Here is a 23,717-nt window from a genome sequence, read left to right as displayed (position 1 = left end):
CGATGGAATGCCTACGCGAATTTAGCTGACCGCTGCGAAGGCGCGGATCATCCTCTAGTTCGAGCTGTCGATCAGGCTCTCGAGCAGGCGCTTGAGCTCGGTGGTCGATTTGTCGCCATAGCTCTCGACGATGTGCTCTTCCTGGCTCACCGCCAGCGAGTTCAGCCGCTTGCTCAGCGCCTTGCCGCGGTCGGACACGAACATCAGGACCTTGCGGCGGTCCTTGGGGTCCTGAACGCGGTAGACCAGCGCGTCTGACACCATGCGGTCGACCATCTTGGTCAGCGTGGGATGGTTGAGCAGCACCGCGTCCGCAAGCTCGCCCATGGAATGGCCGTTGCCATCGGACAGAACTTTAAGGATGCGCCATTGCTCGACAGGCACGCCTTCCTTGCTCAAGCGCATTTCCAGCTGCCGGTTGATCTCCCGGTTGGCTTGCGCGAGCAAATAGGCGAGGTGTTCGGTGATGGGGGAATTGTCTTTCGGCGGTTTGGCCACGGCTGAGACTTCGTCTTGATCCGAATGTGAGTGAATGTCCGGCAACGAGTGCCGTTTCTATATGCACTTCAATTGTTGAATATTCAATATTTTCCAATAAGATATTTCTCCAACTAAGAAGGGCGGATGCCGCGGCCGCCCGCTGGATGTGTTTTGGTCTGGTGCCAGACAGGAGTTGGCGTGCGTTCGACGGTAAACTTCCCGGCTTCCGGTGGCCCTACGTTTCCGCCGCAGTTGCTGTTTCGAAACCTGTCGGCGGCGGCGGATGGTCGCGCCTTGTCGCCGGACGATCATGCCTTCTTCAGGCGGCGCGGCGCCGGGAACAGGCTTCGGATCGGGGGCTTCATATGCTGCACCGGCTCTCCCGGGGTTTGGGGCCCATCCGCCACGAGCAGTGCGCAGCTTGCGGTCGCGGAGATCAACAAGCGCGGCGGTATCCTTGGACGCGAGATCGAGCTTTCGATCTACGATGCAGGCGGGCCGCTCGAGGACGTCCTGCGTCGCGCCGAACAGGCAATCGGGTTCGACGAAGTCGATCTCATTGTTGGATTGCACACCAGCGCGGTCCGTGTGGCTTTGCGCAAGATTACACGTGGCCGCGTGCCCTATGTCTACACCCCCGTTTACGAAGGCGGCGAACAGACGCCGGGCGTGATGGCGATCGGCGAGACGCCGCGCTGGCAGATCCGGCCGTCGATCCATTGGCTCAGCGAGGTCAAGAAGGCCGCGCGCTGGTATCTGATAGGCAGCGATTATGTCTGGCCCTGGCAGTCGCATCGCGCGGTGAAGCGGTACATCAAGGAAGCCGGCGGCCACGTTGTCGGCGAGGAGTTCGTCCCGCTCGGCGAGGACAATCACGAGCCGCATCTGGCGCGCATTCGCACCGCGCGACCCGACGTTGTGCTGATCTCCCTGATCGGAACCGACAGTATCACCTTCAATCGCGCCTTCGGCGAATCCGGGCTCGCCGCCACCATGCTGCGGTTCGCCGGAGCGATGGACGAAACCGTGTTGCTCGGCATCGGCGCCGACAACAGCGAGAACCTGTTCTGCGCGTCCGGCTACTTTCCCTGTGTCGGCTCGCGCGCCAATGACGAATTCATGGGCGGCTATCGCGCGATGTTCGGTCCAAATGCCCCGCCGATCGGCTCGCTCGGTCAATCCAACTATGAAGGGTTGCGCTTTCTTGAAGCCGCTGCCAACCAGGCCGGCACGCTGGCGATGGGGCCCTTGTTCGCGGCGGGGCGCAATGTCGTTTATAGCGGCGCGCGCGGACCGGTGATCGTCCGCGATGGTCGTGTTCGGATGCAGATGTATCTCGCCGAGGCCGATGGCCTCGACTTCAAGGTGATCAAGGCAATCTAGCAACGACGGAACAATCTTCTTCAGTCGAAATCCGAAATAATGCTTGAAAAGGAAAATATTTCCGTTTGAATACCCGCGCAAAAGCCACGGTTCGCACGCGATAAGCGGGCCGCCGGCTGCACGCCCAGGGATCAATAAGCTTCAGGAGAGAGTCGTGTCAGTCGTCCTACCAACCCCAACCCAACTTCGTGCGGTCGCGGAGCAATGCGGCCTCTCGTTGACCGAGGAAGATGTGGCATCGTTTCGCGGCCTGATGCAGGGCTCGATCGACGCCTACAATCTCGTGGCAGCCATGCCGGACGAGGTGCCGCCGGTGAAATATCCGCGCACGCCCGGCTACCGGCCGCAGCCGGAGGAAAACCCGCGCAACGCCTGGTACCGCAAGTCGACCGTGAAGGGCGCCGCTTCCGGCAAGCTCAAGGGCAAGACGGTGGCTCTGAAGGACAACATCATGCTGGCGGGCGTGCCGATGATGAACGGATCGGCGACGCTGGAAGGCTACGTGCCCGATTTCGACGCCACCATCGTCACCCGCATGCTCGATGCGGGCGCCGAGATCGCCGGCAAGGTTCACTGCGAATCCTTCTGCATGTCCGGCGGCAGCCACACCGGCGCGGTAGGGCCTGTGCACAATCCGCACAAAATGGGCTATTCGGCCGGCGGTTCGTCGTCGGGCAGCGGCGTCGTCGTCGCGCTCGGTGAGGTCGACATGGCGATCGGCGGTGACCAGGGCGGTTCGATCCGCATGCCGTCCTCGTTCTGCGGCATCTACGGCATGAAGCCGACCTGGGGGTTGGTGCCATACACCGGGATCATGCCAATCGAAATCTTCGTCGACCACACCGGCCCAATGACGGCGACGGTGGCGGACAACGCGCTGCTGCTGGAGGTGATCGCCGGCGACGATGGCTACGATCCGCGTATCAAGGCTCCGAAGGTCGAGGAGTACACCAAGGCGCTCGGCGGCGGCATCAAAGGGATGAAGATCGGCATCCTGAAGGAAGGCTTCGAACAGCCGACAGCCGAGCTGGCGGTCAATGAGAGCGTGCGAGAGGCGGCGAAGCGCTTCCGCGACCTCGGCGCCATCGTCGAGCAGGTCTCGATTCCGATGCATCTGATGGGGCCTGCGATCTGGACGCCGATCGGCACCGAAGGCATGACGCAGACCATGATGTATGGCGACGGTTACGGACTGAGCCGTGGCGACCTCTATTCGACCTCGCTGATGGACTTCCATCGCGGCTGGCGACGGCAGGCCGACTCGCTCTCGGAGACCACGAAGCTGTTCCTGCTGCTAGGCACTTACATCAACAACAATTTCGGGCCGCGCTACTACGGCAAGGCGCTCAACATCTCACGGCGGTTGACCGCCGCCTATGACAAGGCGTTCAAGGATTACGATCTCCTGCTGCTGCCGACGACGCCGATGAAGGCGACGCCGTTGCCGCCGGCCAATGCGAGCCGCGAGGATTATGTGGCGCGGGCGCTCGAGATGATTGCCAACACCGCGCCGTTCGACATCACGCATCATCCTGCAATGTCACTGCCCTGCGGCATGGTCGACGGCCTGCCCGTCGGGCTGATGCTGGTCGGCCGGATGTTCGAGGAATCGACGATCTATCGCGCCGCGCACGCCTTCGAGCAGATCGGCGACTGGAAGAAGATGTGAGAGGTTCATCGTTGCAGGCCGGCTGGACATAGGACATGGCTAGCGCATTCGTCACGGCATTCGAGATCCTGAGTTTCGGCGCGATCATCGTTCTGGTCGTGCTGGGGCTCGGGATCATTGCCAGCATGATGGGAATTTTCAACTTCGCGCAGGGCGAGTTCGTCCTGCTCGGCGCTTACGTTACCTATCTGGCGCATAGCCGCGGGATTCCGATCTGGGCGGGCATGGCGGCCGCGCCATTCATAGTTGGCGGCATTGGTTTCGTGCTGGAGGCGCTCATCATCCGGCGCTTCTACGCCGCGCCCATCGTGGCGATGCTTGGCACCTATGCGCTGGGCCTGATCATTCGCGAGAGCGTGCGCGGCCTGATCGGCGGTTTCTATCTGACCGTGCCGGAGCCGATCGGCGGCTCGATCGATATTGGCACGATGCACATTTCGACGTGGCGCTTCACGATTATCATCATCACGCTGCTGGTGATGGGCGGCTGCTTTCTGTTGCTGTCGCGGACCAGCTTCGGCCTTCGTGTGCGCGCGACGTTGGAAAATCCCGCGCTGGCGCGGGTGTCGGGAATCTCGACGCCCCTGATCTACGGCGCCACGTTTGCCTTCGGCGCCGCGCTGGCGGGGCTTGCCGGCGCGTTGATCGTGCCCGTGTTCAGCCTGTTCGCCGACCTCGGCATTCGCTTCCTGATTCAGGGCTTTGTCGCCGTCATGGTCGGCGGCGTCGGATCGTTTATCGGGCCGGTCGCCGGAGCCGGCTTGATCGGAACGCTCAGCGCGGCGCTGCCCTGGGTCATGGCGCCCGTGGTCGCCGACGTTCTCGTCTTCGTACTTGCCATCGTCTTCATCAAATTCCGGCCGCAAGGCCTCATCGCTGGAAAAGGGGTTTAGTCGCATGTTTGCCGATCGCTTTGATTTGACGCGTCGTCGTTTCCTCAGCGGCTTTGCTTTCACCACCGGCGCCATTGCGACCGGGGTCGGTAGCTGGGTGGTCAGGCCCGACTGGGCCAATGCCGCCGAAGGCCCGATCAAGGTTGGCATCGCAACCGACCTGACCGGCCCGATCGCCTATGCCGGCAATGCCGACGCCAATGTCGCCAAGATGGTCATCAAGCAGATCAACGCTGCCGGCGGCCTGCTCGGCCGGCCGCTCGAGCTCTATATCGAGGATACCGCCTCCAACGAATCGGTCGCCGTCGGCAACGTTCGCAAGCTGATCCAGCGCGACAAGGTCGACATGGTGCTCGGCGGCATCACCAGTTCGATGCGCAACGCGATCAAGGATCCGATCGTGGCGCGTGGCAAGACGCTGTATATCTATCCGCAGCTTTACGAAGGCAAGGAATGCACGGCCAATCTATTCTGCACCGGCCCGACTCCGGCCCAGCAATGCGACGAGTTCATCCCCTGGCTGATCAAGAACGGCGGCAAGAAGTTTGCGCTGCCAAGCGCGAACTATGTCTGGCCGCACACGCTCAACGTCTATGCGCGCAAAGTGATTGAATCCAGCGGTGGCGAGGTCGTATTCGAGGAGTACTACCCGCTCGACCAGGTCGACTTCTCAGCCACCGTCAACCGCATCATCTCCAACAAGGTCGATGTCGTCTTTAACACCGTAATCCCTCCCGGTGTCGGTCCGTTCTTCAAGCAGCTCTACGAGGCCGGCTTCCTGAAGAATGGGGGACGGCTGGCCTGCGTGTACTATGACGAGAATACGCTCAACATCAATCAGGCCAGCGAGATCGAGGGCCTTGCAAGCTGTCTCGACTACTTCAAGGCGCTGACGAAGGACGATCCGGTCAGCGCCAAGATCCAGGCGGCCTACGAGAAGGATTTCCCCGGCAACTTCCTGTTCGCCGCCGGCAGCGCGGCGACCGGCACCTATCGCGGGCTGAAGCTATGGGAAGCGGCGGTCAAGGAAGCCGGCAAGATCGACCGCGATGCGGTGGCCGCGGCGCTCGATCACGCCAAGATCGCGGAAGGCCCGGGCGGACCGGCCGAGATGGTGCCGGGCAAGCGGCACTGCAAGATGAAGATGTATACCGCTGTTGCCAAAGGCGGGAACTATGAGATCGTGGGCCGCAGCGACGGCCTCGTCGATCCCAAGGAATGCTGAGTGATCCATGGGTGCAGCAAAGCAGGCCCTTCGCGCAACGGTGAATCGGGGGCCCGACGTTTCGATGGCTGACAGTGGATTGGATCGACCATTGCCGGCGCGACAAGCGGCGGGACGAAAGGTGCTCCCGATCGTGGAAGGGGCGGTGCTGATCGCAGCGCTGATCCTGCCGCTGGTTCTGCAGGACTACCTCACGGTGTTCGCCACCCGTGTCATTATCCTCGCCCTGTTCGCGCTCTCGTTCGATCTGGTGTGGGGATATGCCGGCATCATGAGCTTCGGTCAGGCCCTGTTCTTCGGGTCGGCCGGTTATGGCGTTGCGCTGATGGCGCGCGACCTCAACATCACCTCGATCTTTCTGGTGCTGCCGGCGGGAACGCTGATCGGGCTCACCACCTCGCTGCTGCTCGGTGGCTTTCTGCTGCTCGGCCGGCATCCCTCCAGCGTGATCTTCGTTGCACTCGGTACCCTGACCGGATCCTACGCCGCCGACCGCTTGGCACGCGGCTGGTACTATCTCGGCGGACAGAACGGCATTCCTTCGATTCCGTCGATGTCGCTCGGCAGCTACGACATTACCGAGGGGCCGGTCTATTACTATTTCGCGCTCGGCACTCTGGTCGTCGTCTATCTGCTGTGCCGCTTCCTGGTGCGCTCGCAGTTCGGCCTGGCATTGGCGGGGCTTCGCGAGAACGAGCAGCGCATAGCCTTCTTCGGATACAAGGCGCAACACCTGAAGGCGATTGTTTTTGCCGTCGGCGGCACCATCGCAGGCCTTGCAGGTAGTCTCTACGCGTTTCACGAGGGCTTCGTCTGGCCCAATATGGTCGGCGTGGTAATCTCGACGCAGGTCGTGCTTTACGTTTTATTCGGCGGATCGGGCACATTGATCGGCGCGGTTATCGGCGCCGTGATCATCGAGGGCGTCAGCTTCTGGCTGTCGGACAATTATCGCGACATCTGGCCGATCCTTCTCGGCGTGTTGCTGCTGCTGGTGATCCTGTTCCGCCCGCTCGGGCTGATCAGCTTCGTGCTCGGCGAACGCGAGCGCGTCGGCAGTTTTGGGACGGGGCCGAAGGAGAAGCGCAATGCCGCTCCTTGAGGCGACCGGTATCGTCAAGGTGTTTGGCAAACTCACCGCGCTCGATGGTGCAGCGCTGACGATAGGCGAAAACGAGTTTCACGGCCTGATCGGGCCGAACGGCTCGGGAAAAAGCACCCTGATGAAGTGCGTTGCAGGCGCCGAGATGCCGACCAAAGGCAAGGTCAGCTTCGTCAACCGCGATATTACCCTGTTGTCGCCGACCGAGCGAGCCCGCGCCGGCATGAGCCTGAAATTCCAGATCACCAGCGTGCTGCCGACACTCACGCTGTACGACAACATCCTGCTGGCGCTGCAGGCGCAATCGTCGCTGTTCGATCTGGTGTTCTCGCGCACACGCGGCGTGCTGCACGATCAGGTAATGATGATGCTGAGCCAGTTCCGCCTCGCCGATCGCGCGCATGATGCTGCCGCAGCGCTGTCGCACGGGCAGCAGCAATGGCTGGAAATCGCTATGGCGCTCGCAGCCAAGCCGCGGCTGCTGCTGCTGGACGAGCCGACCGGCGGCATGAGCCTCGAAGAACGCCGCGTCACCGGCGAACTCCTGCAGCCTATCAAGCAGCATTGTTCGCTTGTGATCGTCGAACACGATCTGGATTTCATCCGCGATATCTGCGACCGCCTGACCGTGATCGACCAGGGTCGTGTGCTCGCGTCCGGAACGGTCGCCGAGATCCAGGCCAACAAGAGCGTCCAGGAGATTTATCTGCGCCGTGCCTGAACAGACATTTCTCGACATCCGGCACCTCGAAGCCGGCTATGGCCGCAGCCAGGTCCTGTTCGATGTCAACATCGGCATTCCTTGGCGCGGCGGCGTCGCGGTGCTCGGCCGCAACGGAGCCGGCAAGACCACACTGATGAAGACGATCGTCGGCGAGCTTGCGAGCTCGAAGGGCGAATTGTTTTTCGACGGCCGTGACATCACCCAGCGCCGCACCGAGGAGCGAGTCCGCTCGGGCATCGGCTACGTGCCGCAGGAGCATTCGGTGTTCGCTCGGCTTTCGGTGCGCGACAATCTCGCCGTCGGCTCGCTGTTCAACGTTGATCCGGCGGCGGTCGATCGGGTCCTGACCATCTTCCCAAAGCTCGGGCAGCGGCTCGACCAGCCGGCCGGCACGCTGTCGGGCGGCGAGCGCAAGATGCTGGCGATCGGACGCGCGATGCTTGGCGATCCCAAATTGCTGCTGCTGGACGAGCCGACCGAAGGCGTGTGGGTCGGTGTGATCGAGGAGATCACCGAGCGGCTCATCGAGTTGGCCAAGCAGATCGCGGTCGTCATCGTCGAGCAGCATCTCGATCTCGCGCTGCGCGTCGCCGATTATGCCTATGTGCTCGATCGCGGCAAGGTGGCGCTGCAAGGCGCTGCCGGCGAGGTGCGGAGCGATCCGGAACTATTGCGCTATCTCGCACCGTAGCGTTCGCCGAAGGAGCGCCGGCGTCGATGGCTGATCCGGCTATGAAGGTGTTGCCGCGCCTTACTTCACCGCCCCGAAGCGGCTGTCGAACGAGTTCGTGGAGATGATCGGTGCGGAGCCTGCGACTTGATTGTCCTTGGCGGCAGGTGCCGGGCTATCCGACACCGACGGCTTCAGCGGCGGGCGGCTGGCGGCGGCGTGTTTGGCCTCGGGTTTCGCTGCCGTCGTCGTCTTCGGCGCAGCGGCTTCCGGCCGCGGCGCCTGCTTGGTCTCGGCTGCCTTCGGTTTAGATGGCGGGGTGCTGGCGGTGGCGTCAGCTGCGCCACCAAGGCCGACCTTGCGGGCGAGGCCGGAGAAGAACCCGTCATCTTGCGCCGTCGGCGCCGCATTGGCGACTCGCGTCGAAGCTGCGGCAGGGGCGGGAGCAGATGCAGCAGCCGGTGCTGCGACCAGTTTCGGCTGCTCGGGCGGACCCATTAGCAGGTTTTCGGACGGAGCTTTCGGCGGATTGACGTGGGAGGGAACGGTGCCGGGCGCGCGCGCCATCAGCGACAGGCTTGAGCCGTCGCCGGGTTCCGAAAGCCCGGTGCTGCCTTCGGGCACGCGGGCGGCGAACACCCTGTGCATGCCGCCGTCGATGCCGGTGTTGATTCGGGCGACGGGAGTGCCTTTCGCGATCAGTCTGGCGGTTTCGGCGAGGTCGGTCGCCTGCTTCTCCCGCACAGCGTCGGCGATTTCATCTGGGATCACATAGGCTGGGCATTTGGCGGAGGCGTCGAACACCGGGTCCTTGGTCGCGTTCGGCGGCTTGGCCGCATCGAACACATACTTCTTTTCGCAGAAATCGACCTTCGGCTCCTGCCGCGTCACTTCGAAATGATCATTGCCTTCCTTGATCATTTTCCAGAACGGCATGTGCGGGTTGTTGCGGTGCTTGGCCATGTTGGCCGGCGTCATCCGGAACGGATAGGCCTGCAACTGGAACGACTTCTGGCCGCCGAAGAAGGATTCGCGGCCCAGCGAATAGATCTCCGCGATCTGCTCGTCGGTCATCGCGTAGCAGCCGCGCGAGGAGCAGTCGCCATGCACCATCAGTTGCGAGCCGGTACGTCCCAGCGCCTTGTCGAACGCGTTGGGATAGCCGGTGTTGAAGGAGAGGTAATAGGCCGACTGCGGATTCATCTGCGCCGGCGAGATCGAATAGAAGCCTTCGGGCGCCTGGCGGTCGCCTTCCTTGATCTTCGGTCCGAGGTCGCCTGACCAGCGGCAGATCGGATACGTCTTGAGCAGCGCAAAGCGGCCGGAGCGGTCCTGCTTCCAGATCTCGAGTTCGGCTTCCTGCTTGAACAGCCGGACCAGGATCGGCGACTGCAGGTCCATGTCCTTCGCCGCCATATCGGCGATCAGCTTTGGCGGGACCGGCTGGTTGGCCTTGGCGTTGTTGGCGAGCGAGATTTGGTCGCTGTTGCAGCCGGCCATCAGCACGCCTGCGCCCACGAGGACAGCCGACGTGACGAGCGCGCGAACCAGCGAGCGGTTAATCAAAGGCTAAGCTCCACACCCACCGGGCATTCTCGCACCCCAAATCACAGCGACATGCCCTGAAGCCATTGTCTAAAATATTATCCATTGCCCCCCTGCGCCGCAACCCGAACGGGGCCGTCCAGCGGTTGCCGCGGCAGGCATGGTCAACAGAAACTAAAGACCGGGCTCTGGGCCTAATTGCGGCCGAATCATGCGCGCTGGCGAAAATAATGGCCGTTTAGAGGTCGTTAACAATTGGGGCGGGCACGCGCGGGCGACCGCATCAAGCGAGATGAGATATGGACGCGGCGATCAGCCGAGCTTGCGACCGATATCGAGGAATTTTTGCCGCCGGTGTCGGCGGACAGCATCTGCGTCGAGATTGCGGAGGTCGTTGAAGGCCTCGGCAATGGCATCGCCCGTGGCTGAAATCATCGCCGCTGAATCGCGGTGGGCGCCGCCGGCGGGCTCTTTCAGGATCTGATCGATCACGCCGAATCGCAGCATGTCTTGCGCTGTTATCTTCATGCTGGTGGCGGCTTCCTGCGCCTTGGTGCCGTCGCGCCACAGGATCGAGGAGGCCGCTTCCGGCGAGATCACGCTGTAGATCGCGTGTTCGAACATCAAAACCTTATTCGCGGTGGTGATGGCGATCGCGCCGCCCGACATGCCTTCGCCGGTGATGATCGCGACATTGGGTACGCCGAGCGACAGGCAGGCATCGGTGGAGCGCGCGATCGCTTCCGCCTGGCCGCGTTCCTCGGCGCCGATGCCAGGATAGGCGCCGGCGGAATCGACGATCGACAGCACGGGAATACCGAAACGATCGGCCAGCTCCATCAGTCGCACGGCCTTGCGATAGCCTTCAGGCCGGGCCATGCCGAAATTGTGTTTGATGCGGCCCTCGGTCGAGGCGCCCTTTTCCTGGCCGACGACGCAGATGCTGTCGCCGCGGAAGCGGCCGAAGCCACCCATCAGCGCCTCGTCCTCGCCGAACTTGCGGTCACCCGCCATCGGCGTGAATTCCGTGATCAGCGCCTTGACGAAATCGGTGAAGTGCGGGCGCTGCGGATGGCGCGCCACCAGCGTCTTCTGCCACGGCGTCAAATTGGCATAAAGATCGGCCAGCGCCTGCTGCGCCTTGTCCTCGATGCGCGCAATCTCGTCGCCGATGTCGCTGCCGGACGCCGCCAGCGCGCGCAATTCGTCGATCTTTGACTCGAGTTCGGCGACTGGTTTTTCGAAGTCGAGATAGCTGCGCATCTGTTCCGGCATCGAGACAATATAGGAAACAACGTGCTGTCAGGCGAAGCGGTTTTCGATTCGCTCCAGGAAAGCACGCATCTTCAATGATTTAGCGTGCATTTCGGTCCGGGTGACCCGGCTTGCCGAAAGCGCGCCAAACAAGGCCGCGGGCGGGACGGCTGTTTCGGGGGAGAAGCCGCGGAAGTCAAGGCGAATGAGGCGCGCGCGGCGATATCTCCGTGTCCCGGATGCCGAAGTCTCGTAGCCCGGATGGAGCCAACGGGTCGCGCGAACGCGCGCCCGATGACAGGCTCCGCGCAATCCGGGACCGGTCGATCCAGATGCGAGATAGTCCCCGGATTTCGCTCCGCTCCATCCGGGCTACGCTTCCTTACTTCTCCGCCAGCGGGTGCAGGTCGCGCACCAGGCTCTTCAGCCGCTCCTCGACCACATGGGTATAGATCTGCGTGGTCGATATGTCGGTGTGGCCGAGCAGGGTCTGCACGATGCGCAGGTCCGCGCCGTTGTGCAGCAAATGGCTGGCAAAGGCGTGGCGCAGCACGTGCGGCGAGACCAGCCGCGGCGCGAGGCCGGACGCCGCCGCCAGTTCCTTCAAGTCGCGCGCAAAGTGCTGCCGCGTCAGATGGCCGCTCTCACCGAAAGAGGGAAACAGCCACTTTGATGCGGCGGTATTTTTCTTCTTCTCGGGCCTGAGCGCTTCCATCGCGGCGAGGTAATCGGCCATCGCCTGCCTTGAGGCTTCGTTGAGCGGCACCAGCCGCTCCTTGTTGCCCTTGCCGCGTACCATGATCATGCGGGCATCGCGCCGCGCGGCCGACAACGGCAACGCCACCAGCTCCGAGACGCGCAAGCCGGTGGCGTAGAGCACCTCCAAAAGGCAATACAGCCGCATCGCGCGCAGCCGCTGCTGCGGCGAGGCGTTCTCGGCCTCGGTCAATTCCTTGGCCCGCGTCAGCATGCGGTCGACGTCCGATATCGACAGCACCTTCGGCAGCCCGCGGCCGCGCTTGGGGCCGGACAGGATCGCCGCCGGATCGTCGGCACGGATGCGCTCGTTGAGCAGGAAGCGGAACAGATGCCGCATCGCCGACAGCCGCCGCGCCACGCTGGAGGATTTGAAGCCACGCGTGTCGAGATCGGCGAGGTAGTCGCGCAGCACGTCGGTCCCGGCACGGGTAAAGTTTTGCCCGGCTTGCCCAAGAAATTCGGAGAAATCTGTGAGGTCGCGGCGATAGGCATCGAGCGTATTGTCGCCTGCGCCCTGTTCCGCCGCGAGCATGTCGAGGAACAGGTTGATCAGCTTCGTGTCGGAGGGTGTCGTGCGCATTCGCTATGATACCGCATGACCCGGGCAGGACGGAGGCCTTTTCAAATCAAACACGCGCTTGCACAAGCATTCGGAACGCTAGGACATTTGACTGATCGCCGTGGCCTGCGACCAGACGACCATCCACCGCCCGTCGTGATATTCGTAAGTGTCGGTGTGCCAGTAATCGCCAGGGGCGACCTGGCGGCCATCGAACACGATCTCGAGCCTGGCGCGATACCGAATCACTGCATGGCCCTTGTGCTGCCGTACGGCGATAAGTCCGGGTTCCCACATGAGATATTTGATCTGGCCACTCGCGATCGCGCCCAAATATTCGTCCTTGGATAGCGGTATTCCGATCGGCGTAATCAACTGGAACTCGGACGCATGAAGCGGCCCCGCCGCCTCCATTTCGCCGGCGACCAGGGCGCGAAGCCGCGATCGTTCGGCGTTGCGGATGTGCTCGGCTTCCGGTGAGGAGTCCGTGTCGGTGGTGTGCGTTGGCATCGGTGTTGTCCGCGGTTAAACAGATAGACAATAATTGTCCATTCGTCTTTGACGGATTAGACAAACACTGTCAATCTGTCTCGCATGAATCAGGGCGACCAAAAATCTGAGACCATTCTCGACGCGGCGCTTCCGGTCTTCGTGCGTCACGGCTTCCGCAAGACATCGATGGCCGACATCGCGCGCGCGGCGGGCATGTCTCGGGCGGCGCTCTATCTGAGCTTCAGCAGCAAAGAAGAACTGTTTCGGGCGGGGTCGGCCCGGGCGCACGCCCGGGCAATGCGAAAGGTCGAAGCCGCGCTCGCTGGTGACGGCGATGTTTTCAGTCGGATTGAAACGGCTATTGCCGCTTTCCAGCGGGAATTAATCGCGCCGTTCGCCGGCAGCGGCGACGCGGCGGAACTGTTCGAAACCAATATGGCATTGGCCCGAAACGTCACGCTGGCGGCGCGCGCCGAGCTGGTGGCCCTCCTTGCTCAAGCGCTAACCAATGCGCAGGCGACAGGTGCGATCACCTTGGATGCTCTGCATGCCACGCCTGCCGATCTAGCCGCCATCATTGTTGCGGCCACGGAGGGTATCAAGGACGCGCAAGTCGCGGGCCACGATCTGCTCGAAGATACGCGGCTGTTCCTGCGTCTGCTGCGCAAAGCGCTCAGTCGCTAATTTGCCAGCCGTCTGATCCTCGCAACCAGCGGCTATCTCTTGAGGAACTTGTCTGCGGGAATGGTGACCGTCATTTCCCGGGGGCTTGGATTGACGAAATTCGCCAGCGCGAAAATCACGCCATAGATCACCCCGGCGATCACGCCGACGACCGTCAGAAAACGGAACAAGCTGGGCATGGGGGCTCAGAGCGGCGAATTAACCAATGAAATCATCCAACATGTTCCCATCCCCGTGGCAAGAGTCTCTGGCAACCGCGTCAGTCGGGGTAGTATAGGTGTCGCGGAGCGGTGGAAATCCGCAAAACCACAGAGTTTTTTTGATGTCCGAGATCGCACCGGCGCAGGCGAGCGCCCCCCAGGAGGCCGACATTACGTCGGCCCTGGCACGGCGTTCGGTTGTGCTGGTTGGCATGATGGGGGCCGGCAAGTCGACCATCGGCCGACGGCTGGCGGCGCGGTTGCGCCTGCCGTTCCTCGACGCCGATATCGAGATCGAGGCGGCCGCCGGCATGTCGATCCCGGATATTTTCGAAACCCATGGCGAGCCGCATTTCCGGGACGGCGAGGCGCGGGTGATTGCGCGGCTGCTCGATAGCGGTCCGGCCGTGATCGCCACCGGCGGCGGCGCCTTCATGCGCGAGGAGACCCGCACCCGCATCCGCGACAGGGCGGTCTCGATCTGGCTCAAGGCGGACGTCGACATCATTATGAAGCGCGTGAAGCGCCGCGCCGACCGGCCGCTGCTGCAGACCGAGGATCCGGTTGCGACCGTCAGCCGTCTGCTCGAAGCGCGCGAGCCGGTCTACCGGAGCGCCGACGTGACCATTCTGTCTCGCGACGTGCCGCATGATCGAATCGTCGACGAATGCATCGAGGCCCTGCGCGCCCGGCTGTGTGCCGGCGCCCCGGCCGCCCAGCCAACAACCGACGGGATGAACGTCACGCCATGACTGCGCCGCTGAAACATTTCGCCGATATCACGGTCGACGTCGCCCTCGGCGACCGCGCCTATGACATCGTGATCGGCCGCGGCGTGCTGGATACGCTCGGCGCGCGCGTCGCTGCGCTGCGCGCCGGCGTGCGAACCGCCATCGTCACCGACCGTACCGTCGCAACGCACTGGCTGGAGCAAACCGAGCGTTCGCTTACCGAAGCCGGCATCCCGACGTCACGCGTGATCGTCGAGGAAGGCGAGGTATCAAAGACCTATGCCGGTCTCGAAAAGGTCTCTGAAGCGCTGATCGCGGCGAAGATCGAGCGCAACGATCTGGTGATCGCGCTCGGCGGCGGCGTGGTCGGCGATCTCGCCGGTTTCGCGGCGGCAATCCTGCGCCGCGGCGTCGATTTCGTGCAGGTGCCGACCTCGCTTTTGGCCCAGGTTGATTCCTCGGTTGGTGGGAAAACCGGCATCAATTCGCCGCAGGGCAAGAATTTGCTTGGCGCGTTTCATCAGCCGGTGCTGGTCATCGCCGATACGTCGGTGCTCGACACGCTGTCGCCGCGCCAGTTCCGCGCCGGCTACGCCGAGGTCGCCAAATATGGCGTGCTCGGCGATGAAGCCTTTTTCGCCTGGCTTGAAGCCAACCATGCCGACATCTTCTCCGGTGGCGCGGCGCGCGAGCACGCGATCGCAACCTCCTGCCGCGCCAAGGCGGCGATCGTCTCCCGCGATGAGCGCGAAAATGGCGAGCGCGCGCTGCTCAACCTCGGCCACACCTTCGGCCATGCGCTGGAGGCCGCGACCGGCTTTTCCGACCGCCTGTTCCACGGCGAAGGCGTCGCCATCGGCATGGTGCTGGCGGCGGAGTTTTCGGCGAAACTCGGCATGATCTCCGAGGCCGACGCCATCCGGGTCGAGCGCCATCTTGCTTCCGTTGGCCTGCCGACCCATTTGCAGGATATCGCGGGCTTTGCCCAGGAAGGGCTGGCCGATGCCGACGCCCTGATGGCGCTGATGGCACAGGACAAGAAGGTCAAGCGCGGCAAGCTGACCTTCATCCTGCTGCAGGCGATCGGCCGCGCGGTGGTTGCAAACGACGTCGAGCCGGCGCTGGTTCGCGATTTCCTGCAACAGAAGTTGTCGGGATGAGGGAATTATCGGGCGGCTTGACGCGAGCGTCGCGCGGGGCCGGGGCCGTCACGAGGAATATATGAGTTCGACCGCGTTCAATCTGCTGCTCGCGACCTTGCTGCTCGCCGCCAACGCGTTTTACGTGGCCGCCGAGTTTGCGCTGGTCAAGAGCCGCGGGTTTCGCATCAGGGCGATGGTCGAACAGAATCGTTTTGGCGCTCACCTCCTGCAAAGCATGATGGGCAACATCGAGGCCTATCTCGCGTGTTGCCAACTCGGCATCACCATGGCCTCGCTCGGCCTCGGCTGGGTTGGCGAGCCCACGGTTTCGGCTCTGCTGGAGCCGCTGCTCATTCCGCTCGGAATGTCGGAAGCCACCTTGCACTTCGTGTCGTTCCTGGCCGGGTTCCTGGTGTTCTCCTCGCTGCATATCGTCGTCGGCGAGCAGGTGCCGAAGACGCTGGCGATCAGGGAGCCGATGCCGGTATCGCAATGGATCGCCTATCCGCTCTATCTGTCCTTTCTGGTTTTCTATCCGCTCAATTGGCTGCTCAACAGCGCGTCACGTGCGATCTTGCGCCTGCTCGGTGTGCAGGAATCCTCGCAACATGAAATCCTCACGGACTCCGAGATCGAAGGGCTGGTAGAAGAATCGGCCGAGCACGGCGGGATCGAAAGCGGGGAGGCCGAATACCTTCAAAATGTCTTCCGCTTTGGCGACCTCGCCGTGTCAGATGTCATGGTCCACCGCACTGCGATGGTGATGATCAATGCCGACCTGCCGCCGGACGAACTGGTGGGCGAGGTGCTGGCCACAGAATACACCCGGATCCCGTTGTGGCGCGACAAGCCGGAGAACATCATCGGCGTGCTGCACGCCAAGGATCTCTTGCGCGCGATCCGTGCTTCCGACGGCGATACCTCGCACATCAACGTTTCGGCCATCATGCGCCCGCCCTGGTTCGTGCCGGAGATGCGGCCGCTATCGGAGCAGTTGAAGGCGTTCCGCCGCCGCAAAACCCACTTCGCGCTCGTCGTAGACGAATATGGCGAGGTCGAAGGCATGGTGACGCTGGAGGACGTTCTGGAAGAGATCGTCGGTGATATTTCCGACGAGCATGACGTCGTGGTCGCCGGCGTCCGCGTCCAGGCCGACGGCTCCGTCGTGGTGGATGGCTCCGTGCCGATCCGCGATCTCAACCGCGCTATGAACTGGCATCTGCCCGACGAGGAGGCAACCACGGTCGCCGGTCTCGTGATTCACGAGGCGCGCTCGATTCCCGAACGTGGCCAGAATTTTACCTTCCACGGCTGCCGTTTCCGCGTGCTGCGCCGCGAGCGCAACCGCATTACGGCGCTGAAGATCACGCCGCTGCCGCGCGAAACCGACGCCGAGTATCCGAAGCCGAAGCGGGCAGGGACGGCGTTCTGAGCGCCTCCGCGCATTGCGCGCTTATTCCTGACATGACGGGACTATTCAATATCGATCGTGACGCCAGAGAGCTTCCACTGGCCGTCGGAGGGAATGAAGCCGAGCTGGTACTTCACCTTTTTCGGTGTGGTATCGAAGCGGCCCTTCAGGCGCAGCACGCCCTTGTCATCGATCTTTGCGTCCTCCTCCGGAATGACTGGGCTGGCGACGATCGCGTCGAACACGGCGTGCTTCTCGACTAGGTCCTTGAAGACAGCCCGCAGCTTGTCGGGCGGAAACTGATCGCGAAACGGCTTTGAAATCTTGGCGTGGAGGACCGTGAAATTGTCCGATGCCACCGCGTCGTTGAGCGTCACCAGAATGCTCTTGATGAGCACCTCCTGGACAAAGGGGCTCGGCATATCCAGTGCCTGCGTCCTGATTGGGGAGACCGCAACCAGCAGCGCCACGGCGGCGGCCCATCTGAAGCGTGCCCAGTATCGCATCGGACGATCCATCGAGCTGCTATGGCATTAGGGTCGGTCCGACCCCGCGTTCAACCGGAACTTCACCTTCGCTTCAGTGATTGTCTCACAGTTGCGAAAACGGTTCTACCGTCTCTGGCGATCTTCACAGGAAGCTGGTGGATAGCATCACGCCAAGTAGCCGATGGCTTCGGCGAGTAGTCGTTCAGGCGGGTGTGCCGAGGTATCCAGCGTCAGCCGTGCATCGATCCAGGCCTCATAGCCGGTACGCCGTTTTTCGACTTCGGCCCAGGTGATCTCGGTCATTCCCTCGATTTGACGCATTCGCGCTTCAATGCGCCGGCGGTGCGTCGCCTCGTCCACGCAAATGCACTCGATGATCGACAAATTCGCGCGATGTTTTTCGGCGAGATTTCGCCAGGCGGCGCGTGGCGCCTCAACCGGATTGACGGCGTCAATAATAACCGACTGCCCCAGCCGCAGATGCTCTTCGGCCAATGCTTGAGCAACGACATATGCCGCAATTCCCGTGTGATCCCGGGGCAGGCCGCTGCGCCACATCGCGGCCTCGATCGGATCGACAGAAAACAGCGGCAGCGAAAAATGCCGCGAAAGCCCTTCCGCCAGCGTGCTCTTCCCGGAACCCGGGAGCCCTGCCAAAATTACGAGCTTCTGCGACATCATCATCGGATGCTGATATGCTCGCGGCCGGTTTCCACACTACCTCCCGGCGGCTTCTCCCGGCGCCTGCGCCTTGATGGCGAGTGCATGGACGGAGCCCTCAAGTTCCACCGCAAGTGCCGTGTTTACCATGCGGTGGCGTTCAACCCGGCTCTTCCCTTCGAAGGCCGGAGATACGATATAGACCCTGAAATGCGTCTCACCGCCTGGCCGGTGGCCCGCATGACCCTCGTGCAGATGAGATTCGTCCGCGACGTCGAGGCTTTCCGGCAAGAAAGCTTCACGCAACTTGTTTATGATAATGTCCCTGGTGCTCATGATGGCGGCAGATAATTCTGTGTCGGCTTCCCGTCAATGGCGCATCCGAATAGAGGTATTCGCAATGTCAAGACTTGAAGCCTTGCGCATTGCGTAGTCAAAGTCAGCCATGCCGATTGATTCATCCAAGTTCTTCGATTCCATTCGCATCAAGCCCAACAAGCTGAGTGCGAAGCAGCAGGCGCAGACGCGCGAGGAAGCCGCCATGTGCGAGTGGGCGGGCTGCCAGAACAAGGGCCCGCACCGCGCGCCCAAGGGCCGGGAGAATTCCCGCGAGTACTGGCACTTCTGTCTCAACCACGTGCGCGAATACAACCAGTCCTACAATTTCTTCCAAGGCATGAACGCCGATGCCGTGGCGCGCTACCAGAAGGATGCGCTGACCGGCCATCGCCCGACCTGGAAGATGGGCGCCAACACCGCCGGCAAGAAGGGCAAGCAGCCCAGTGCCGAGGATTTTGACGGCGCCGCCGATCCGTTCAGCATGTTCTCCGAGCTCAACGGCCGCGGCCGCTGGCGACCAGGCCCGGGCGCGCAGGCCAAGACCGAAACGCGCAAGGTCATGAACGCCGAGCGCAAGGCGCTGCAGGTGATGGGGCTTACGTCCGAAGCAACGCTTGATGACGTCAAGGCCAAGTACAAGGCGCTGGTCAAACAGCACCATCCCGACGCCAATGGCGGCGACCGCTCCACCGAGGACCGCCTGATCGAGATCATCAAGGCGTATAATTATCTGAAGACGGTGGTGCGCGGCGCGTAGCTCCCCCGGCAATTCCTCATCCTGAGGAGCGGCGTCTTCGCCGCGTCTCGAAGGATGAAGGCCCATCTGTGGCCTCATGGTTCGAGACGCGCGAAGACGCGCTCCTCACCATGAGGATCGGGTCCACCAAGTTCTTTGTTCGTACCTCACCCCGGCATCGGCCCGACATACGCCGAACTCGGCCGGATCAGCCGGCCGCCACGCTGCTGCTCGCGGGCATGCGCGGTCCAGCCTGCGGCGCGCGCCACCGCAAAGATCGGCGTAAACGCCTGTCGCGGAATTTTCAGCGCGTCGAGCAGGATTGCGGTGAAGAACTCCACATTGGTATCGAGCGGGCGCTCCGGATTTTTCCGCCGCAGGGCCTCGCGGATATAGGCCTCCACCTCGCCCGCGAACGGCAGATCGGTGCCGCCTCCTGCGAGCCGCTCGATCGCGCGCTTGAGCACATCTGCGCGTGGGTCGCGGACGCGATAGACGCGGTGGCCGAATCCCATCAGCCGCTCGCCACGGCCCAGCGCGCTGTCGACCCACGGTTTGATCCGCTCGGTCGAGCCGATCGCATCCAGCATCTCCAGCACCGGCTCGGGGGCGCCGCCATGCAGCGGCCCGGTCAGAGCGCAATAACCGGCTGTGACGGCTGCGAACAAATCCGCCTGCGTCGAGGCCACCACGCGTGTCGTGAAGGTCGACGCATTCATGCCGTGATCGCACACCGTAACGAAGTAGGTGTCGAGCGCGGTGATCTCGCGTGGTTCGGCTTTGCGGCCGCGCAGCATCGACAGCGTGTCGGCGGCATGGCCAAGACTCGGGTCGGGCGCGATGGGGTCCTCGCCTTTGGCCCGCTGCAGCAGCGCGCCGGCAATCACCGGCAACGCGCCGACGATGGTCGCCTCGTGCTCAAGTCCGTTCTCGCCGCGCAGGCCGGCAACGGCTGCGCGAAAGCCGTCGACAATCGACATGCCACGCGTTGCCGGCAGCAATTCGGGTAGCCTTGCGAACGCGCGTTCCCGCGCAGCGCCAAGCCTAGAGCGCACATTGGCTTCGTTGAGCGAGGTTCCTGTTGCGGCGTTCCACAGCCGCGCGGTGACGCCTTCGAAACTGGATTTTCCCGCGAGGTCGCCGACCCGCTCACCGGCAATGATCAGTTCGCCGCGCTCGCCGTCGACATGGCTGAGCACGGTTTCGGCGGCCGGAATGCCGTCGAGGCCGATCGGGGTCTTGGAAATCTGCATGTTCATGAGGGCTCTCCTTTGCCTGCCGTAAAGGTCGGGCCCCTCGACAGATTGATCAATCTTGATTATGTAAATCAATATGAAAAAATCCGCCGGCCTTTACCTCTCGGCCCGCGAGGCCTCCGCCGAGCTCGCGATCTCCCAGGCAACCCTCTACGCTTATGTCAGCCGTGGCCTGATCCGCTCGGAACCGTCGGAGGATTCTCGCAGCCACCGTTACCGGGCCGAGGACGTCCGCACGCTGAAAGAGCGGCGCGCGCCGTCGCCGGAGCCGCGCGGCCTGCGCAGCTTCGACGCCGATCTGCCGGTGATGGATTCGGCCGTCGGAACGATCACCGAGGACGGCGCGATCTACCGCGGCGTCAACTGCATCGATCTTGCCGAGCGTGACACGCTCGAACATGCCGCGACGCTGTTGTGGGACGTGACCGGTGTCGATCCGTTTGATCAGAACAATTGTCCCGTTGTGTCGGACGAAATGCGCGCAGTGGCCGAGGCCGCACGTGGGGCTAATGCGATCGATCGCGCCATCGCCGTGCTCGCGCTCGCCGCCAGGGCTGACCCGAGGGCCTTCACCCGCGCCGACGAAGAGCGCGCGATGCTAGGTGGCCGCATCATGCGCCTCGTGGTCGCGACCATGCTGAACTCCAAATCCTCGGCAAAGCCGCTTCACTTGCAGATCGCACGCGTCTGGGCGCCGGAGCACAAGCACGCGGCCGATCTGATCCGCCGCGCGCTGGTGCTGCTGGCGGATCATGAGCTGAATGCCTCGACCTTTACCGTGCGCTGCGCGGCCTCGACCGGGCTAAATCTCTACGATGCCATGATCGCCGGCCTCGTCGCGCTGAAGGGCCCGAAGCACGGCGGCGCCGGCGTGCTGGCGGCGCAGCTTTTGAAGACGCTTGCCAATGGCGAGGTAGCCCCCGTCATCCGCGAGCGCGTCGCGCTCGGCGAGCGCTTCGCGGGCTTTGGCCATGGCGTCTATAAGCATGGCGATCCCCGTGCGCGGGCGCTCTTGGAGGCACTGGCACGCTCGGGCGCGGACCGTAAGCTGACCCACGAAATCCCGGAGCGGATCGCGGAGGCGACTGGCGAGTTCGTCAATATCGACTATGCCCTTGCGGTGCTGGTGCACACGCTCGGACTACCGCCGGGCCATGAACTGGTGCTGTTTTCCATGGCGCGCACGGTCGGATGGATCGCGCATGCCTGCGAGCAATTGCGCCATGGCCGGCTGATCCGGCCTCGCGCGCGCTATGTCGGCCCCGCACCGGGACGAAGCCCGTCCCGGGCTTAATCCGAAGGAGGCTTCCCCATCCGGCGGCGGCGCAGCGTCCAGACGCCGAGCGCGATGATCGCCGCCGCGAACACGGCTAAAATCCACAGGTGCTTGCCGGTGCCCTGGTCATGCGGCAGGCCGGCATATTCATGCAATGCCGAGACCGCGAGCACGCCTGGCAGCACATGCGCCAAAGCCCAGGCCAGTACCGCGGGAATATTGACGCCGAAGAAAACGGCCGGCGACATCCCGAGCGCGCCCGCGGTGATCGGTACGAAGGCACGGATCGGTGGCACAAAGCGCGCGAACAACACGGCCAGCGTCCCCCAGCGGTGGAAGAACGTCTCGCTCTGCGCCATCACGCCTGGATATTTCGACATCGGCCAGGCGTTAAGAATTCGGCGTTGCGCGCGATGGCCGGCCCAAAACGCCGAGCCGTCGCCGAGTATGGCGCCGGCGATCGCGGCCGCGATCACGCCCCACAGCTTCAGTTCGCCGCCGGGCACCAGCGCACTCAGCGCAAGGATGAGGGTTGAGCCCGGCACCAGCGCGCCTGCGACCGGGATCGCTTCCAAGAGGGCTGCCAGAAATAGCGTCAGGTAGGCCAGCCAGGGATAGGCCGATACCAATGCAATCACGGGATCGAGGAATGAAGTCACAACTGCCGTCCTGTGGGTGGCGCCTGCGCCCAGAACTACCAAGCCCGGGCAAGGGCCGAAAGCGCCGGCAGGTCTCCGGTTTCGGCCCCGCCAAGTGGCCAAACCGGCAAAAGTGCGGCGTGATTCGCAGAGCAGCCCTCCAAAAAGCTGAGAGATGGCTTATCTCAATGATAAGGCAATGGAACTTTGATTGCGCCGCGGGCTTCTGCCGGCCCCTGCTCTCTGCTAGGTTCACGTTAGCCCCCATCCGCAGCCATTCAATAGATCTGGTTTCGGGAACGCCCGGGACCTCGGAGGATTGATGACGACCGCCGCCATGAGCAAAGTTTCGGAGCCCGTCGGACTGCCCGACATGAAGGTGTCGGTCCGGCAGGTTTTCGGTATCGACAGCGATCTCGAAGTGCCGGCCTATTCCGAAGTCGACCCGCACGTGCCGGAAGTCGATTCGGACTACCGCTTCGACCGCGCCACCACGCTCGCGATTCTCGCCGGTTTCGCCAAGAACCGCCGCGTCATGGTCACCGGCTATCACGGCACCGGTAAATCGACCCATATCGAGCAGGTCGCGGCGCGCCTGAACTGGCCCTGCGTGCGCGTCAACCTGGACAGCCACATCAGCCGTATCGATCTGGTCGGCAAGGACTCGATCGTCATCAAGGACGGCAAGCAGGTCACCGAATTCCGCGACGGCATTCTGCCTTGGGCGCTGCAACACAACATCGCGCTGGTGTTCGACGAATACGACGCCGGCCGCCCCGACGTGATGTTCGTGATCCAGCGCGTGCTGGAAGTCTCCGGCCGGCTGACGCTGTTGGACCAGAACAAGGTGATCAAGCCGCACCCGGCGTTCCGCCTGTTTTCCACCGCCAACACGGTCGGCCTCGGCGACACCTCGGGCCTCTATCACGGCACCCAGCAGATCAACCAGGGCCAGATGGACCGCTGGTCGATCGTCACCACACTGAACTATCTGGCGCATGACGAGGAAGTCGAGATCGTGCTGGCCAAGGCGCATCACTACCGCACCCAGGAAGGTCGCGACATCGTCAACAAGATGGTGCGGCTGGCCGATCTCACCCGTAACGCATTCGCCAATGGCGATTTGTCGACGGTGATGAGCCCGCGGACCGTGATCACCTGGGCCGAGAACTCCGACATCTTCGGCGACATCGGCTTTGCGTTCCGCGTCACCTTCCTCAACAAATGTGACGAGCTGGAGCGGCCGCTTGTGGCCGAATTCTATCAGCGCTGCTTCAACCAGGAGCTGCCCGAGAGTTCGGTGAACGTGGCGCTTTCGTAACTGTCGTCCCTGCGAAAGCAGGGAGCGGACTTTCGATAGAGGGATGCTGCCAACGTCGGGTGAAATAACGACCGCTGGTG

The 23,717-nt window shown here is 63.0% G+C and carries 25 protein-coding genes; 14 read left to right on the top strand and 11 right to left on the bottom strand.

Features of this window, described 5'->3' with window-relative positions:
- Window positions 1-54 precede the first annotated feature (54 nt).
- A complete protein-coding gene (locus tag RX328_RS42390) occupies window positions 55-498 on the bottom strand; it encodes a MarR family winged helix-turn-helix transcriptional regulator (protein WP_213251317.1) in 444 nt (147 codons plus the stop codon).
- 180 nt (window positions 499-678) lie between these two features.
- On the opposite strand from RX328_RS42390, the gene RX328_RS42385 reads away from it, so the two are divergent.
- The 7 genes from RX328_RS42385 to RX328_RS42355 all read left to right on the top strand — a co-directional run bounded on the left by RX328_RS42385 (window position 679) and on the right by RX328_RS42355 (window position 8,167).
- A complete protein-coding gene (locus RX328_RS42385; RefSeq protein ID WP_312017993.1) occupies window positions 679-1,863 on the top strand; it encodes a substrate-binding domain-containing protein in 1,185 nt (394 codons plus the stop codon).
- 154 nt (window positions 1,864-2,017) lie between these two features.
- Entirely contained in the window at window positions 2,018-3,532 is a 1,515-nt protein-coding gene (locus RX328_RS42380; RefSeq protein ID WP_213251315.1) for an amidase, read from the top strand.
- A gap of 35 nt (window positions 3,533-3,567) precedes the next feature.
- Window positions 3,568-4,425: a branched-chain amino acid ABC transporter permease gene (locus tag RX328_RS42375; RefSeq protein ID WP_213251314.1), complete on the top strand. Its 858-nt coding sequence runs from the start codon at window positions 3,568-3,570 to the stop codon at window positions 4,423-4,425.
- Between the two features lie 4 nt (window positions 4,426-4,429).
- Window positions 4,430-5,650 carry a substrate-binding protein gene (locus RX328_RS42370; RefSeq protein WP_213251313.1) on the top strand — a complete coding sequence of 407 codons (1,221 nt, stop codon included), beginning with the start codon at window positions 4,430-4,432 and terminating at the stop codon, window positions 5,648-5,650.
- A 64-nt stretch (window positions 5,651-5,714) separates the two neighbouring features.
- Window positions 5,715-6,752, top strand: a complete 1,038-nt coding sequence (locus tag RX328_RS42365; RefSeq protein WP_249726314.1) for a branched-chain amino acid ABC transporter permease — start codon at window positions 5,715-5,717, stop codon at window positions 6,750-6,752.
- Window positions 6,739-7,473 (top strand): ABC transporter ATP-binding protein, encoded by a 735-nt coding sequence (locus RX328_RS42360; RefSeq protein WP_213251311.1) that lies wholly within the window; start codon window positions 6,739-6,741, stop codon window positions 7,471-7,473. Before RX328_RS42365 ends, RX328_RS42360 begins: the two co-directional genes overlap by 14 nt.
- Window positions 7,466-8,167 carry an ABC transporter ATP-binding protein gene (locus RX328_RS42355; protein ID WP_213251310.1) on the top strand — a complete coding sequence of 234 codons (702 nt, stop codon included), beginning with the start codon at window positions 7,466-7,468 and terminating at the stop codon, window positions 8,165-8,167. Before RX328_RS42360 ends, RX328_RS42355 begins: the two co-directional genes overlap by 8 nt.
- 60 nt (window positions 8,168-8,227) lie before the next feature.
- Here RX328_RS42355 and RX328_RS42350 read toward each other — a convergent pair whose 3' ends face one another.
- The 4 genes from RX328_RS42350 to RX328_RS42335 all read right to left on the bottom strand — a co-directional run bounded on the left by RX328_RS42350 (window position 8,228) and on the right by RX328_RS42335 (window position 12,773).
- A complete protein-coding gene (locus RX328_RS42350; RefSeq protein ID WP_213251309.1) occupies window positions 8,228-9,712 on the bottom strand; it encodes a L,D-transpeptidase family protein in 1,485 nt (494 codons plus the stop codon).
- 291 nt (window positions 9,713-10,003) lie between these two features.
- Window positions 10,004-10,966: an acetyl-CoA carboxylase carboxyltransferase subunit alpha gene (locus RX328_RS42345; RefSeq protein WP_213251308.1), complete on the bottom strand. Its 963-nt coding sequence runs from the start codon at window positions 10,964-10,966 to the stop codon at window positions 10,004-10,006.
- A gap of 361 nt (window positions 10,967-11,327) precedes the next feature.
- Window positions 11,328-12,284 (bottom strand): site-specific tyrosine recombinase XerD, encoded by a 957-nt coding sequence (xerD, locus tag RX328_RS42340; RefSeq protein ID WP_213251307.1) that lies wholly within the window; start codon window positions 12,282-12,284, stop codon window positions 11,328-11,330.
- Between the two features lie 78 nt (window positions 12,285-12,362).
- Window positions 12,363-12,773, bottom strand: coding sequence for a nuclear transport factor 2 family protein (locus RX328_RS42335; protein WP_213251306.1), 411 nt, complete (start codon window positions 12,771-12,773; stop codon window positions 12,363-12,365).
- Window positions 12,774-12,857: 84 nt separating this feature from the next.
- On the opposite strand from RX328_RS42335, the gene RX328_RS42330 reads away from it, so the two are divergent.
- Window positions 12,858-13,439: a TetR/AcrR family transcriptional regulator gene (locus RX328_RS42330; protein WP_213251305.1), complete on the top strand. Its 582-nt coding sequence runs from the start codon at window positions 12,858-12,860 to the stop codon at window positions 13,437-13,439.
- 32 nt (window positions 13,440-13,471) lie between these two features.
- Here the strand turns inward: RX328_RS42330 and RX328_RS42325 are convergent, their stop codons facing one another.
- Window positions 13,472-13,618 carry a histidine kinase gene (locus RX328_RS42325; RefSeq protein WP_213251304.1) on the bottom strand — a complete coding sequence of 49 codons (147 nt, stop codon included), beginning with the start codon at window positions 13,616-13,618 and terminating at the stop codon, window positions 13,472-13,474.
- A gap of 143 nt (window positions 13,619-13,761) precedes the next feature.
- On the opposite strand from RX328_RS42325, the gene RX328_RS42320 reads away from it, so the two are divergent.
- The 3 genes from RX328_RS42320 to RX328_RS42310 all read left to right on the top strand — a co-directional run bounded on the left by RX328_RS42320 (window position 13,762) and on the right by RX328_RS42310 (window position 16,944).
- The gene (locus RX328_RS42320; RefSeq protein WP_213251303.1) at window positions 13,762-14,391 is read left to right on the top strand and encodes a shikimate kinase; all 630 of its coding nucleotides are present in this window, start codon (window positions 13,762-13,764) and stop codon (window positions 14,389-14,391) included.
- Window positions 14,388-15,530, top strand: a complete 1,143-nt coding sequence (aroB, locus tag RX328_RS42315) for a 3-dehydroquinate synthase (protein ID WP_213251302.1) — start codon at window positions 14,388-14,390, stop codon at window positions 15,528-15,530. The genes RX328_RS42320 and aroB overlap by 4 nt, the downstream gene beginning before the upstream one ends.
- Window positions 15,531-15,591: 61 nt before the next feature.
- Window positions 15,592-16,944: a hemolysin family protein gene (locus RX328_RS42310; RefSeq protein WP_213251301.1), complete on the top strand. Its 1,353-nt coding sequence runs from the start codon at window positions 15,592-15,594 to the stop codon at window positions 16,942-16,944.
- Window positions 16,945-16,985: 41 nt separating this feature from the next.
- Here the strand turns inward: RX328_RS42310 and RX328_RS42305 are convergent, their stop codons facing one another.
- From RX328_RS42305 to RX328_RS42295, 3 genes are all read right to left on the bottom strand, one after another.
- Window positions 16,986-17,429 (bottom strand): hypothetical protein, encoded by a 444-nt coding sequence (locus RX328_RS42305; RefSeq protein ID WP_249726313.1) that lies wholly within the window; start codon window positions 17,427-17,429, stop codon window positions 16,986-16,988.
- 147 nt (window positions 17,430-17,576) lie between these two features.
- On the bottom strand, window positions 17,577-18,092 hold the full coding sequence (locus RX328_RS42300) for an AAA family ATPase (RefSeq protein WP_213251300.1): 516 nt from the start codon (window positions 18,090-18,092) through the stop codon (window positions 17,577-17,579).
- A gap of 36 nt (window positions 18,093-18,128) precedes the next feature.
- A complete protein-coding gene (locus tag RX328_RS42295) occupies window positions 18,129-18,407 on the bottom strand; it encodes a BolA family protein (RefSeq protein WP_213251299.1) in 279 nt (92 codons plus the stop codon).
- Window positions 18,408-18,516: 109 nt separating this feature from the next.
- Between RX328_RS42295 and RX328_RS42290 the strand changes: the two genes are divergently transcribed.
- The gene (locus RX328_RS42290) at window positions 18,517-19,167 is read left to right on the top strand and encodes a J domain-containing protein (protein ID WP_213251298.1); all 651 of its coding nucleotides are present in this window, start codon (window positions 18,517-18,519) and stop codon (window positions 19,165-19,167) included.
- A gap of 146 nt (window positions 19,168-19,313) precedes the next feature.
- On the opposite strand, the gene RX328_RS42285 is transcribed toward RX328_RS42290, so the two are convergent.
- Window positions 19,314-20,405, bottom strand: a complete 1,092-nt coding sequence (locus RX328_RS42285; RefSeq protein ID WP_213251297.1) for a citrate synthase/methylcitrate synthase — start codon at window positions 20,403-20,405, stop codon at window positions 19,314-19,316.
- A 73-nt stretch (window positions 20,406-20,478) separates the two neighbouring features.
- Here RX328_RS42285 and RX328_RS42280 point away from each other — a divergent pair, with 73 nt between their 5' ends.
- Window positions 20,479-21,696: a citrate synthase family protein gene (locus RX328_RS42280; RefSeq protein WP_213251296.1), complete on the top strand. Its 1,218-nt coding sequence runs from the start codon at window positions 20,479-20,481 to the stop codon at window positions 21,694-21,696.
- On the opposite strand, the gene RX328_RS42275 is transcribed toward RX328_RS42280, so the two are convergent.
- Window positions 21,693-22,337 carry a DedA family protein gene (locus RX328_RS42275; protein WP_213251295.1) on the bottom strand — a complete coding sequence of 215 codons (645 nt, stop codon included), beginning with the start codon at window positions 22,335-22,337 and terminating at the stop codon, window positions 21,693-21,695. The genes RX328_RS42280 and RX328_RS42275 overlap by 4 nt on opposite strands.
- A 301-nt stretch (window positions 22,338-22,638) precedes the next feature.
- On the opposite strand from RX328_RS42275, the gene cobS reads away from it, so the two are divergent.
- Entirely contained in the window at window positions 22,639-23,637 is a 999-nt protein-coding gene (gene cobS / locus RX328_RS42270; protein ID WP_065746623.1) for a cobaltochelatase subunit CobS, read from the top strand.
- Window positions 23,638-23,717 lie beyond the last annotated feature (80 nt).

The sequence above is a fragment of the Bradyrhizobium sp. sBnM-33 genome (assembly GCF_032917945.1).
Lineage (GTDB): Bacteria > Pseudomonadota > Alphaproteobacteria > Rhizobiales > Xanthobacteraceae > Bradyrhizobium.
The sequence above is the reverse complement of the archived record's forward strand: the minus strand, read 5'-3'. Positions and strand labels throughout refer to the sequence as shown.